Here is a 12,381-nt window from a genome sequence, read left to right as displayed (position 1 = left end):
CATGATGAGGTGGAAAGGCAGCGCTCACGCGCTGCCGGTCCCGAAGCGATAAACCGGGATGCCCATCTTGCGGGCCTTGTCGGCCAGGTTGTCCTGAATGCCCGTACCGGGGAAGATGATGACCCCGATTGGCATGATGCCGAGCATCTGGTCGTTGCGCTTGAAGGGGGCTGCCTTGGCATGTTTTGCCCAGTCGGGTTTGAAGGCGACCTGTGCGACCTTGCGGTTATTGGCCCAGGTGGCGGCGATGCGTTCCGCGCCCTTGGGCGATCCGCCATGCATCAGCACCATGTCCGGGTGCTTGGCGTGGACCTGATCGAGCTTGGCCCAGATCGTCCGGTGATCGGTGGTGTCACCGCCCGAGAAGGCGATCTTTGGTCCGGCGGGCAGCAGCACCTCGTTGTCGGCCCGGCGTTTTGCGGCGATGAAGTCGCGGCTGTCGATCATAGCCGAGGTCATCTGGCGATGGTTGACCCGTGAGCCGGAGCGTTGCGACCAGGGCGTTCCGGTGGTGCGCAGATAGATGTCGGCGGCGGTATCGCGGAAGGTTTCCATGCTGTCGCGGCGCTCGATCAGGCTTTGGCCCGCGCCGATCAGGGTTTCAAGCTGGACGGATTTGACCTCGCTGCCATCCTGTTCACGCTGAAGGCGCTTCTGTGCCTGCTCGTTATCGTCGAGTTTGGTCTCGATCCGCTCGACAGCGCGGTGGAAGGTGTTGACGGTGGACCACATGATCTCGTCGAGGTCGAAATCGAGGCTGGTGTCGGCCATGGTGGAAATCAGGGCGTCGAAGATGTCGGAGACTGCGCCCTGGATGGCGTGATCTTCGGGCGTGATCCGGGGATCGGCCTCGTCTTCGGAAGGGCGGTAGCCGTAGAGTTCAAGTTCTTCGATGGCGTGGCCGGTCGGGGACGTGCTGTGATCGGGTTCGAAATCGTCGTGCGCGTACATGGGATGCTTCCGTCAGTTGGACCGCGACCGTCGCGGCCTTCATGGCGAGACAAGCCCACGGGCGCTCCGGTCTGGCAGCGCGAGCCTCTGGCGAGGGCCTTGATGGCAAAGCCCGGCTGATTTGTTTCGCGCTGTAAAGGCGGCTCCGCCGCCGACGGAAATCAGTCGGGCGCCGCCATTGCCTGACCGGAGCGTTTGTGGGCCGATCGCCCTCTCGGAAGGCCAAGGCGCGGTCCTCTGCTGATGACAGGATGCAGCCTATGCGCATGACAGGATCGGAACGCCCCGATCACGGCCCCGTACCGGCTATGCTGTTGGAGCCATGAAGCGGCTGACGTCCTCGGGAGCGATTTGCACCCGGATCTCTGCCCGAACGGCATCCAGCCCGTAAGTTGCGAGATCTTCGTTGAAGTCCCCCATCATGGGCGAGAGCGTGATAGCCTCGATTCCGGCCTCGTGCGCCCGGTCCACCAGGCTATCACGGGCGCTGTCACCTGCCGGATCGTTATCACGGACGATATAGAGCCTGCGCAGGTGCGGTGGGAACAGGATGGCCGCGAGGTGTCCGGCCGAGAGTGCGGAAACCATCGGCATGGTGGGTAGAGCCTGACGCAGCGACAGGATGGTTTCGATACCTTCCCCTGCTGCCATGACCTCCTGCGCATCACCGAAACGAGCCGCATGTCCGAGCAGGTCGCCCATTGCCTTCCTCGGCGGATCGACAGCTGCCTTGCCGGAACCGTCCGGGGTCAGCCATGTGCGGTGTGCGCCGGTGATCCTGCCATCGAGGTCGGTGACGGCGGCGATCATGGCGGGCCATGTTTCGGCCGGGCCATCGTCCTCAGGCCGCCAGTAGCAATTGGGATGGAAGCGCAGATTTGCGGTGTGGCGTAAATCCGTAATGCCGCGTCCGCGTAAATACGCTTCTGCGGTACTGCCGATCAGCGGCTGCGTCATGCGCCAGAGGCGGCGTGCGGCCTCGGATGATCCCGATGGTGCTGGCGTTCGGGACGGACGGGATGGCGGCTGCGGTTCAGGATGCGGCAGGCTGAGGAAGCGCCGGGCTTCTTCGGTAACGTCTGCGAAGTCGATCAGACCGAGCGAGTCGCGGATCACGTCCAGTAGATCGCCATATTCCCCCGTGGCCGAGTCCTGCCATTTACCGGCAATGCCTTTCACGCTGTCGTGCAGCCGGACGAACATCGAGCGGCCAGCCGTGTTTCTGACATCGCCAACCTGCCAGTAATTGCCCTGTTTGCGACCATTCGACAAATAGTGACGGCACACCGCCTCGGCCTGTCGGCCGAGACGCTGCGCCAGTTCGGAAGCGTTGAGACGCGCCATTATGCGGCCTCCCGCTCACCGATGCGTTCAACCGGGAAGCGGTCGAGCAGTTTGCCTGTGATCTCCGGTCCCGTTGCATCGACGGGCACGAAGAAGCGCAGTTTCCACGAGATGATCTCGCTGAAGAGGCCATAGGCCCGCAGCCGGTCGCGCATTGCGTCAGTAAAGCCGGTCAGTTCGATCCGGCTGGCGCCCATGACCCGGACGCGGCGCAGTTGCAGCCCTTCGGCTAGATCAAGGATCGTGCGACCTTCGATCAGCGCGGCATAGGCGGCATCCGGTGTCAGGTTGCTGGTGACGCCACTGGTCGAGGCATTGGTAGCCCATGCCGGCGATACCCGGCGACCGATGATGCGTTCGCCCTCGTCGGTCTGGAGCCGATAGACGCGGGAGGAGTCCTGCGGCAGGCGTTTCCAGATTGGCAGAAGCAAACCTGTCACCATATGCAGGATGCTGTCGGTGAACTCCGGCACCTCGGCCAGTTCCGCCTTCCAGGCCACGGTGAAGGCGGAACGATCGGCCTCGATCCAGTGGGTTTCGCCCATCGCCCGAACCGGAATGTTCATCGCCTCCATGGGCCGGATCAGCCGCACGCGCCGTTCGATCTCGCCATCATCCAGCATGACGCTGGTGGTCGGGATCTGAACGGCGGCACGACCGGATCGCTCGTTGATGAGCAATCTTGCGCGGGGATCATCCAGTTCCGCCAGGGCTGCATCGAGCGTGACCGGCTGATTGCGCTTGCGCTCTGTAAGCGTCAGGAGCCGGGTTTCCGCGCCTGTGCCCGGATGGGTGTGGATCACCTGACGGTCCGTGACGATGAAGCTTTCAGCCTTCAGCGTTTCCAGCCCCATGTCATAGGTGCCGGATGCAATGGCCCCGTCGAGCCGCGCCTGCAGAAGCTGCTCGAAGGCCGAGAACAGGATGCCCTGCAACTCGATGGTCAGCGCCAGCAGGCGGTTGAGGAAGGTGGTGATCGGCGGCAGTTCGTCCTTCACACCATTGCTGTCCATCAGCTTCAGCCCGGTGGCGGATTCAAACCGTTCGAGAAAGCAACCCTCGACCTTGCCGCGCACGATCAGCAGATAGAGCTGGCGCAACGCATCGCGGGCATAGGCGGATTCCAGATTGTCCTCGGGGCGGAACAGCCCCTGACCGCCGGTCTGGCGCTGGCCGCGCGTGATCGCGCCCAGCGTGTCGAGGCGGCGGGCGATGGTCGAGAGGAAGCGCTTCTCGGCTTTGACATCCGTGGCGATGGGCCGGAACAGCGGCGGCTGCGCCTGATTGGTCCGGTTGGTGCGGCCCAGCCCCTGAATGGCGGCATCTGCCTTCCAGCCCGGCTCCAGCAGGTAATGCACGCGCAGCCGCTGGTTTTTCGCCGAGAGTTCGGCGTGATAGCTGCGCCCCGTGCCACCGGCATCCGAGAACACGAGGATGCGCTTCTGGTCATCCATGAAGGCCGAGGTCTCGGCAAGATTGGCAGAAGGCGCACGGTTCTCGACCGCAAGACGTGCCGATGCCCCGTCACCCTTGCGCACGATCCGGCGCGAACGGCCTGTGACCTCGGCCACCATATCCGTGCCGAAGCGCTGCACGATCTGGTCGAGCGCACCGGGGACAGGTGGAAGCGAACCGAGTTGCTCCAGCATCTCGTCGCGCCGGGCCACGGCTTCGCGGCATTCCACCGGCTGACCATCACGGAAGACGGGGCGTGACGACAGGTTGCCCTCGCCATCGGTAAACGGCTCATAGAGCTGCACCGGGAAGGAATGCTGCAAATACGAGCCGACATACTCCCTCGGCGTGACATCGACGGAAATATCGTTCCATTCCTCGGTCGGGATCTCGGACAGCCGCCGTTCCATAAGGGCTTCGCCGGTCGAGACGATCTGGATGACGGCGGCATGGCCCGCTTCCAGATCGGCCTCGATGGACCGGATCAGGGTCGGGGTTTTCATGGAGGTCAGCAGATGGCCGAAGAAGCGCTGCTTGGTGCTTTCAAAGGCCGAACGGGCGGCGGATTTGGCCTGCCGGTTCAGCGTCGCTCCCCCAGAGTCTGGGCTGCCGGTGATGTTGGCGGCTTCCATCGCCGCATCCAGATTCCCGTGAATGACGGCGAAGGCGGCAGCATATGAGTCGTAGATGTGCCGCTGTTCGTCCGTGAGCTGATGCTCGATCAGTTCATATTCGACGCCATCATAGGAAAGCGAGCGGGCGGTATAGAGGCCGAGAGATCGCAGATCGCGGGCCAGCACTTCCATGGCCGCCACGCCACCGGCTTCGATCGCCTCGACGAACTCGGCACGGGTCTGGAACGGAAAATCCTCACCGCCCCAGAGACCGAGGCGCTGTGCATAAGCAAGGTTGTGTACTGTGGTGGCCCCGGTTGCCGAGACATAAACCACGCGGGCATCGGGCAGCGCGTGCTGGAGCCGCAGGCCCGCACGTCCCTGCTGCGAGGCGGCGACATCGCCGCGTTCGCCTTTTCCGCCACCGGCATTCTGCATGGAATGGCTCTCGTCGAATATAATGGCTCCATCGAAATCGGACCCCAACCATTCGACGATCTGCTTGACGCGGGAAACCTTCTCGCCCCGGTCGTCGGAGCGTAGCGTGGCATAGGTGGTAAAAAGGATGCCTTCCGACAGCGTGATCTTTGCGGCCTGCGGAAAGCGTGACAGAGGCGTGACAAGCAACCGTTCCATGCCCAGCGCCGACCAGTCGCGCTGCGCGTCCTCGATCAGCTTGTCGGATTTGGAAATCCAGATCGCCTTGCGGCGTCCGCGCAGCCAGTTGTCGAGAATGATGGCGGCGGACTGGCGGCCCTTGCCAGCGCCGGTTCCGTCACCAAGCATGAAGCCGCGGCGGAAGCGGATCGATCCGGCAGCATCCTCGGGCGCGGCGCTCACAGTGTCGAAATGCTCATCCACGGTCCATGCGCCGGCGAGATGATCGGCATGGGCTTCCCCGGCATAGATCACCGTTTCAAGCTGGGCGTCCGACAGACGCGCGCAGATGTCGGCGGGCAGCATCGGCCGGTAGGACGGTTTGGGCGGTGCGACCGAGGCCATGGCGGCGGATTGCACCAGCTTGGTCGGATGCGGCCGCGCGCCAGCAATGCGCAGCGATTGCAGCGCATATTCCTCATAGATCGCATCGGACAGGCGAGCGCCGTCCGGTGGCGTCCAGTCCACGATCTCATAGGCAAGTTCGACGCCATCGGGATCGTGGGCGGGAGCAGCGGCAGGCCGCAGTGCTGTCGCGCGGGCCAGATAGCCCCGCACGGTTTTCGGCGCGGCGGTCGGAGCGGGCACAGCGATCTTTGGCAATGAGACAGGCAAACGCTGCGGGACCAGCGCCTCGATCCATTCGATCAGCGTGGCAACATCGGGTGCAATTCCCGGCGAGGCCGGGAAGCTGGCCGGATCTTCGGCGGGCAGTTTGTCGATCACGGTGAGCCGCGTGTCGATCGTGGTGCCGTGCTTTGCATAGACCGCACCATCGACGGCGGCGGTGAACACCACACGGCCACGCGCCTGCAAGCGGATGAAAGCCTCCCGCCAGGCCGGAGCTTCGGGGCCAAAGCCAGCGCCGGTGATCGTCACCAGCCGACCGCCCGGAGCAAGACGGGCCAGCGCCGAGGCAACATGGCGGTAGGCCGCATCTGCGACACGTCCGCTGACATTGGCCATGACCGAGAATGGCGGGTTCATCAGCACCACGGACGGGACGGCATCTGCGGCCAGATGATCGTCGATCTGGGCGGCGTCGAACCGGGTGACGGCGAAGGCCGGAAAGAGCGAGGACAGTAAATCGGCTCGGGTATCAGCGAGTTCGTTGAGGATCAGCGCACCGCCTATGGTCTGCGCTAGGATCGCCAGAAGGCCGGTGCCAGCCGAGGGTTCCAGAACCCTGTCATCAGGCATGATCGCGGCGGCCGTCAGAGCGGCAAGTCCGAGCGGGATCGGCGTCGAAAACTGCTGGAAGTTCTGGCTTTCCTCGGAGCGCCGGGTCTGCGTGGGCAACAACCCCGCGATCTTTGCCAGCACGGAAATCCGTGCAGCCGGAGAAGAGGCTTTACGGAAAAGTGCTTTTCCGTATTTGCGCAGGAAGAGGACGGTGGCGACTTCGCACGCCTCATAGGCCAGCTTCCAGTCCCAGGCGCCAGTAGCGTCGGACGCTCCGAAGGCCGTTTCCATCGCGCCGCGCAAGGTGGCGGCATCGATGCGCTGGCCGCGTTCGAGATGGGGGAGCAGAAGATTGGCCGCAGCCAGGATGGCGGGCGCAGCCGCCAGCGGCGTGACCGGATCGGCCACGGGGGAAACCATGTTCATGTCGGGAACCTCAGGAGAGCGGGAAGGACAAGCCCGGACTGCGCTCTCTCTCGACCACCCGGACCTGACCCCTTCCGGCCAGCCTCTGACTCTCAAAGCGCAGCATGAAAAAAGCGCCCCGACCGGACGGCGGGGCGCTTGTCAGTGTCATCTCAGGATCATCCGAAGCGGCGACCGGCTTCGGTGAAGGTGTATTCATTGGCGGCGATGGTTTCATCGACCGCCTCGTCCGAGGATAGATAGTCATATTCGCGTTCAAGCTGGCGGTAGAGCCATCGAGCCAGATCGCGCAGCGCCTCGATGATCGTCTCCTCGGCATCGGCGGTCATGTCCTGCCAGGTCGGGCTGTCTCGCTCGACCGAGATCGCCATGCAGTATTCGTGATAATAATGGCCGCGATGGCTGGCCTCGGCGCGAAGCTGATAGAAGTTGCGGCGCTGGATCGCCTGAAGGGCGTCGGCGATGCGGTGCAGTTCGGTGTTCTGTGGGGCGTATTCCCGGATCAGGCGCGGCGCATGTTTGCGGTAGGAATACCAGGATTCAAAGCAGGCACCGTCCCCCTGCGAAGAAAAGCCCCGGAACCAGATGCAGGGTTCCTGCCGTGTGCCGCCGCCCATCAACCGGACGGTGCGGGTCTTGAGGTTCAGCCCGAGGATTTCGGCGATGCGCTGGAAATCCTCATAGACGGCATCGTACCAGTCATAGTCGAAGCCGCCCTCACGATACCAGGCGCGGGCCTTGTCCTTCGCCGCATCGGACAATTCGCCCAAGCGATAGACGGTGGTTTCGATGATCTCAGGCATAGGGATCTCTCCCTTCGCGAACCGAGGAAAGCCGGCCATTGGTGTCGATCCAGTCCACCGTCTCGCCGGTTGCGAGATCGAGGACATGCGCGCCGCCGCCGAACCCATCCAGGCGGGGTCGAGAGCAACTGTTTGCCCATTGCAGTCCCCATAATCCAGTCAGGCCGAGGGTGGCCGCGCAGTGTATGACGAACCGGATGACATGTTCGGGGTCGCCGGTGTCATCGTCGCGTATCCAGAGCTGCGTACCGTCATGCTCAGGCTGGATCGAGAGCAGGAAGCTGTTGGCGGGTTCATGTTCGGCGCTGCTTCCGTCCGGCAAGGCTTTATAGAGATCGACGGCACGGACGGCATTCTCATGTGTCCCAACGTCGAGCAGGCAGGAAAAGTGGGTGTGGTAATCGGCCATATCAGCCTCCTGAAACAAGAAAGCCCGGCATGGCACCGGGCGAAATGACGGGGATGGGTAACGGTCACGCGGCCTGAGGCAGGTGGAGCAGATCAGCCGCAGCATCGCGCCAGAAGGGATCAACCAACCGTGCCTCAAGCGCAGCGGCGCGGTAACGCAGCCGTCTCGCATCAACGGGGTCTGAGGCCCGGAATGCCATACCGCGCAACCGACTGGCCTCAGTCACGATCCTGCGTGCCTCGGCATCGGATGCGACCGGCTGTTGCCAGAGGATAATGCCAGCGCGGATTTCTCCGGCGAGGACCAGGCGCTGATCACGGTCCTGAATGAGCATGATGCGGGGCTGATAGTACGGGAAGCTGTCCGGCCCCGTGCAAATATCACCGCGCGCCACGCGCAATGCTGCGGCCTGGATGGCCTCTTCCGGTGACGGGCATTCCCCAAGCGGGATCATGCGGTCGAAGCTGTTCGCCGCGTCACTGGCGTCATAGCTGGCCACGCCGAGGCACGAGATGCGCAGGGGCAGCTTTTGCGCTCGATAAAGCGCCGGCAGAACATCGGCCGCCAGAATTTGACCGATGGAACGGAAGGTTTCGGAACGGGCAAAGGTCATCGGGATTACTCCATGACGGGCGCCGGAAAGCCTCTCTCCGACCCTCAACCCGTCACGGCCGAACGGCCCGCACTCTTCCTCTCTGACCGGGCTTGTTCCCGGTTCCGCTGCCGGCGATGGCCAAGCATCGCAAGGCTGAAGGCCCGAAGCGCGGGTCTCCGCGCTCGGGCCGTCGGGGATGAGGCGCTTTCGCGCCTTACTCCCACGGGTCCAGCTCCAGCTTCACCATGTCCTCGTCGCCGTCGAATTCGGCGGCGGGGCAAGCGGCGTGGGTGCCGTCTCCGGCCTGGAACACAACGATTGAAACCATCAGCGTGGTGGCGAGGCTGGCGGCGAAGGCGGTGGCATCTGCATAGGACATGGGTTCCGGCTCCTGTCTTTGGAGGCGGGGGACCATCCCCCGCGCGACAGGCGCCCGAAGTGTCTGACCGGATCTGCAATCACCCGAGGGCGTTCGGACTTTTTCCGAATCCCCGAGGGCGGCACGCGAAGCGTCAAGCCGACCCTTCACGGGTTGAATGTCAAAGAGACGGATCGGACCAAGGTTTGCGAATGGAAGCGGGGGTGGTGCTTCGCATCTGACAGGATGCCGGATACCCCTCGCAGATGCTCTGCCGCGCCAGCCTTGCCACCATGCTGGCATCAGTATCGTGCTCCGTTCAGGCCAGAGATGGCTACCGCTTTTCCATGGCAGGGATGACCGGGTTTATGGTGAAGCTGGATCTGTATCAGTGGATCGACAAAAGCAGCCCAAAGCGGTCAATGGTGGGCACCCGCCGAAGGCTGTTTGGCGGGTGCTCGGGTCTACAGGGTGCGGAGATAGGCTCTATAATATCGGTGTAGCGATTCAATATCGCCGCTAGTCAGGATGGGCATTGCGATGTGCAAGTGGTCATCAGGCCATTCCCACCATCGCAACTCCAACAGAATATCAATGTCGTGTTGGCTAAAACGCTTTCGGATTTCCTTTGCAGGGTTTCCGGCGACGATAGTGTAAGGCTCAACATCTCGCGCCACCACTGCGCGCGTGCCTATCACGGCTCCATCACCAATCTTGACCCCCGGCAATACGATTGCTTCTGACCCGATCCAGACATCGTTTCCGACGACCGTATCACCGGACGGGCTAAAGCCGTTCTCGGCCCCTTCGAAGGCCGGGATCTCAGACATCCAGTAGAACGGAAACGTGCTGATCCAGTCATTTCTATGGCCTTGGTTGCCAGCCATGATGAACGCCGCTCCTGATCCGATAGAGCAGAAGCTGCCGATCAGTAGGCGGTCAACACCTTCGTCCGGCAAGAGGTAGCGAGCGCAGTCGTCGAAGCTATGGCCGTGATAATAGCCGGAGTAGTAGCTATAGCGTCCGACCACGATGTTTGGATTGGTGACCTGCTTGTCGAGGGTGATGCCCCGGAATGGGCTCTCGAAGTAGTTTTTCATCTGGAACCTCTGAATAATCTTTTGTTCAAGCATGCAAAAAAAGCGCGACCGCAGATTGCGGCGCGCGACTGCCCCGAGCTTTGGCATGGGGCGTTATTCAGATGGTTCGGTCTGCTGACTTCATTGCGTCTCTTGCTATGTACAACTGTTTACAGAGATAGGTATTCAGCCCCCAAACGCAAGCCTGATCAGCGGCAGAAATGGCCCGCATACCCCCCCAAAAAAAGCCCAATCACAAGGACCGGGCGAGTTGCGGAAACGGAGGGTGATAAACGGGGCGACCGAAGCCGCCCCGCATGAGTGCTATTCAGCAGCGACCATATGCTGTTCTTCCTCGTCGTCGGCCGGGTCGTCCTCGCCATCGCCGGAAAGGAAACCGGGCAGATCGTCGACTTCCGCCGCAGCGCCTGATGCCGGTTCGACGTCGATGCCTTCGTCCACCAGGCGCAGCGGCTCAGGCAGCCAGCCGGATTCGGCCAGCAGGCGTTCGGCTTCCTTGGCCATGTCACCCTTCTTGAGGTGCCCGATCAGATCGGCAGCCCGGTCTCCAGCCCCTTCGCGCACGGCTTCAAGGATACGCGGCTTGGTCACGCGACCGAGATAATTGCCAACGGTCGGCAGCCAACCCACGGCCACCATGTCGAGGCCGGTCGAACGGGCCAGCCGGTCAGCCTGCAACAGGCGGATGTCCAGCCCGTGCTGGCTGACGCCCGTGCCGCTATAGGGGTTGGGCTTCTCGTAGAGCGCGTTGACACCATAGCTGACGCAATGGGCGAGCAAATCCATGCGCGAACCATCGTCCAGATCGGTCAGCCAATCCCAGAGGGCGGCATCGTCTGCCGGAACATGGTCGCCCCAGCGTTCGTGCCGGTCAGCGATGGCCTTGGCCGAGGCGCTGTCGCGCAGATCCTCCGCCTGTGCGGGCAGATGAACCTCCCGGACCTGTGCTTCGAGGCAACCCTTGCCGGAATGCGGCATGAAGCAATCCATGACCAGCCGGTGGAGCAGTGCCGTCATGGCGACCTGCGGGTTCGTGGCCACCGCATCCCGCAGCGCCAGCGTGCGATGCGCGGTCAGTTCGCTGACCAGGCGATCAGGCAGCGGCTTGATGGTGTCGGCCTCGTCTTCCTCCTCAGTTTCGACCGGCTGGCCGCCCAGCGTGATAACCGCACGCATGCGGCTTGCCTCCGGTTCTGCCCGCTGGATCACTTCGCCGGTTTCCGGGTCAACGATCTCAGCCTCCGGTTCCGCAGGCGTTTCGTCCTCGGCGCGAACATAACCGCGTTCGACCATCAGGGCGCCATCGGCGTCGATGCTGATGAAGACACCTGCCATGCCGATCTGGTCCGGCTCGAAAGTCATCGGGCGGCGCTCGAAGGTTTCCAGCGCCTGTTCGATCTCACCGAGGCGGGCGTCGATCTCGTCCGGCAGTTCGTCGGCCTCACCATATTCCGCTTCAAGCCGCTCATATTCGTCGCGCAATGCCTCGCGGGTAGCTCGTTCCTCTTCGCTCAGATCGACCGTGGTGCCGACAATCTGGCGAAGGCCATGGTCGTGACCATAGGGAAAGGTGATGGCGACCTCGATCCACTTCCAGCCCTCGGCGGCGATGGCTTCGGCCTCGGCCTTCAGCTTTTCGCCGACCAGCCGGTCGAGCAACACCGGATCTTGCAGCCAGCCGCCATCGTCCTGCTGGAAGAGATCGCGCAGCACGCATCCGCCTGCCTCCTCATAGGCGGCAATTCCGACAAACACCGCCCGCTTGTCGGCGGCGCGGACCGTGGTTTCGGTCAGTAGGCGGCGGATATGGTAGGGTTCTTTCTGCCAGCCATCCTTGATCGCCTCCCAGACCTGCTCCTGACGCGCATGGTCAGAACTGACACTGAAGGCCATGAGCTGTTCCAGCGTCATGCCGTCCTCGGCATAGACATCGAGCAATGCCGGTGAGACAGAAACCAGACGCAGGCGCTGTTTCACCACCTTGGAGTCCACGAAGAAGGCGGCAGCGATTGTTTCCTCGGTCATGCCCTTTTCGCGCATGGCCTGGAAGGCGCGGAACTGGTCGAGCGGATGCAACGGGGCGCGCTCGATGTTTTCAGCGAGCGAAACCTCATCGATCAGCACATCGGCGCTGGCCTCCGACACCACGCACGGGACCGGCGCGATTTTGGCGAGGCGCTTTTGCTTGACCAGCAGCTCCAGCGCCCGGAAACGGCGACCGCCGGCGGGCACCTCGAACATGCCGGTTTCCTTGCCCTCGGCATCCACCACCGGGCGGACATGCAGGGACTGGATCAGGCCGCGACGGGCGATGGACTCGGCCAGTTCCTCGACCGAGATCCCGGCCTTGACGCGCCGGACGTTGGACTGGCTGAGCACCAGCTTGTTGAAGGGAATGTCGCGCGAGGACGACAGGGTGATCTTCTGAACGGCAGTGGCCATGTCAGTTACTCCATGACGGACGCCGGTGAGCCTCTCTCTCCGGCT

9 protein-coding genes are annotated in these 12,381 nt (G+C 63.0%); all 9 read right to left on the bottom strand.

From position 1 onward, the window contains the following. Positions 1-24 precede the first annotated feature (24 nt). Positions 25-951 carry a DUF2493 domain-containing protein gene (locus GTW25_RS19115; protein WP_252913885.1) on the bottom strand — a complete coding sequence of 309 codons (927 nt, stop codon included), beginning with the start codon at positions 949-951 and terminating at the stop codon, positions 25-27. Between the two features lie 306 nt (positions 952-1,257). Then, positions 1,258-2,295, bottom strand: coding sequence for a DUF7146 domain-containing protein (locus GTW25_RS19110; protein WP_252913884.1), 1,038 nt, complete (start codon positions 2,293-2,295; stop codon positions 1,258-1,260). Next, a complete protein-coding gene (locus GTW25_RS19105; protein WP_252913883.1) occupies positions 2,295-6,629 on the bottom strand; it encodes a strawberry notch family protein in 4,335 nt (1,444 codons plus the stop codon). The genes GTW25_RS19110 and GTW25_RS19105 overlap by 1 nt, the downstream gene beginning before the upstream one ends. A gap of 158 nt (positions 6,630-6,787) precedes the next feature. Further along, positions 6,788-7,432: a DUF8835 domain-containing pootine gene (locus tag GTW25_RS19100; protein WP_252913882.1), complete on the bottom strand. Its 645-nt coding sequence runs from the start codon at positions 7,430-7,432 to the stop codon at positions 6,788-6,790. Continuing rightward, positions 7,425-7,841: a hypothetical protein gene (locus tag GTW25_RS19095; protein ID WP_252913881.1), complete on the bottom strand. Its 417-nt coding sequence runs from the start codon at positions 7,839-7,841 to the stop codon at positions 7,425-7,427. The genes GTW25_RS19100 and GTW25_RS19095 overlap by 8 nt, the downstream gene beginning before the upstream one ends. Positions 7,842-7,905: 64 nt before the next feature. Further along, positions 7,906-8,454, bottom strand: a complete 549-nt coding sequence (locus GTW25_RS19090; RefSeq protein WP_252913880.1) for a hypothetical protein — start codon at positions 8,452-8,454, stop codon at positions 7,906-7,908. Between the two features lie 196 nt (positions 8,455-8,650). Further along, the gene (locus GTW25_RS19085) at positions 8,651-8,815 is read right to left on the bottom strand and encodes a hypothetical protein (protein ID WP_013368625.1); all 165 of its coding nucleotides are present in this window, start codon (positions 8,813-8,815) and stop codon (positions 8,651-8,653) included. A gap of 443 nt (positions 8,816-9,258) precedes the next feature. Continuing rightward, the gene (gene catB / locus GTW25_RS19080; RefSeq protein ID WP_252913916.1) at positions 9,259-9,894 is read right to left on the bottom strand and encodes a type B chloramphenicol O-acetyltransferase; all 636 of its coding nucleotides are present in this window, start codon (positions 9,892-9,894) and stop codon (positions 9,259-9,261) included. Positions 9,895-10,197: 303 nt separating this feature from the next. After that, positions 10,198-12,336: a Spo0J and enkurin domain-containing protein gene (locus tag GTW25_RS19075; protein WP_252913879.1), complete on the bottom strand. Its 2,139-nt coding sequence runs from the start codon at positions 12,334-12,336 to the stop codon at positions 10,198-10,200. Positions 12,337-12,381 lie beyond the last annotated feature (45 nt).

This window comes from Aliihoeflea aestuarii, from assembly GCF_024105665.1.
GTDB classification, from domain to species: Bacteria; Pseudomonadota; Alphaproteobacteria; order Rhizobiales; family Rhizobiaceae; genus Aliihoeflea; species Aliihoeflea aestuarii.
This window is presented reverse-complemented; position numbering and strand designations above follow the sequence as displayed.

Excerpts from the sequence above, each read along its gene's own strand:
- GTW25_RS19115 (WP_252913885.1), bottom strand. The coding sequence starts at position 951 with ATGTACGCGCACGACGATTTCGAACCCGATCACAGCACGTCCCCGACC.
- GTW25_RS19110 (WP_252913884.1), bottom strand. The coding sequence starts at position 2,295 with ATGGCGCGTCTCAACGCTTCCGAACTGGCGCAGCGTCTCGGCCGACAG.
- GTW25_RS19105 (WP_252913883.1), bottom strand. The coding sequence starts at position 6,629 with ATGAACATGGTTTCCCCCGTGGCCGATCCGGTCACGCCGCTGGCGGCT.
- GTW25_RS19100 (WP_252913882.1), bottom strand. The coding sequence starts at position 7,432 with ATGCCTGAGATCATCGAAACCACCGTCTATCGCTTGGGCGAATTGTCC.
- GTW25_RS19095 (WP_252913881.1), bottom strand. The coding sequence starts at position 7,841 with ATGGCCGATTACCACACCCACTTTTCCTGCCTGCTCGACGTTGGGACA.
- GTW25_RS19090 (WP_252913880.1), bottom strand. The coding sequence starts at position 8,454 with ATGACCTTTGCCCGTTCCGAAACCTTCCGTTCCATCGGTCAAATTCTG.
- GTW25_RS19085 (WP_013368625.1), bottom strand. The coding sequence starts at position 8,815 with ATGTCCTATGCAGATGCCACCGCCTTCGCCGCCAGCCTCGCCACCACG.
- catB (WP_252913916.1), bottom strand. The coding sequence starts at position 9,894 with ATGAAAAACTACTTCGAGAGCCCATTCCGGGGCATCACCCTCGACAAG.
- GTW25_RS19075 (WP_252913879.1), bottom strand. The coding sequence starts at position 12,336 with ATGGCCACTGCCGTTCAGAAGATCACCCTGTCGTCCTCGCGCGACATT.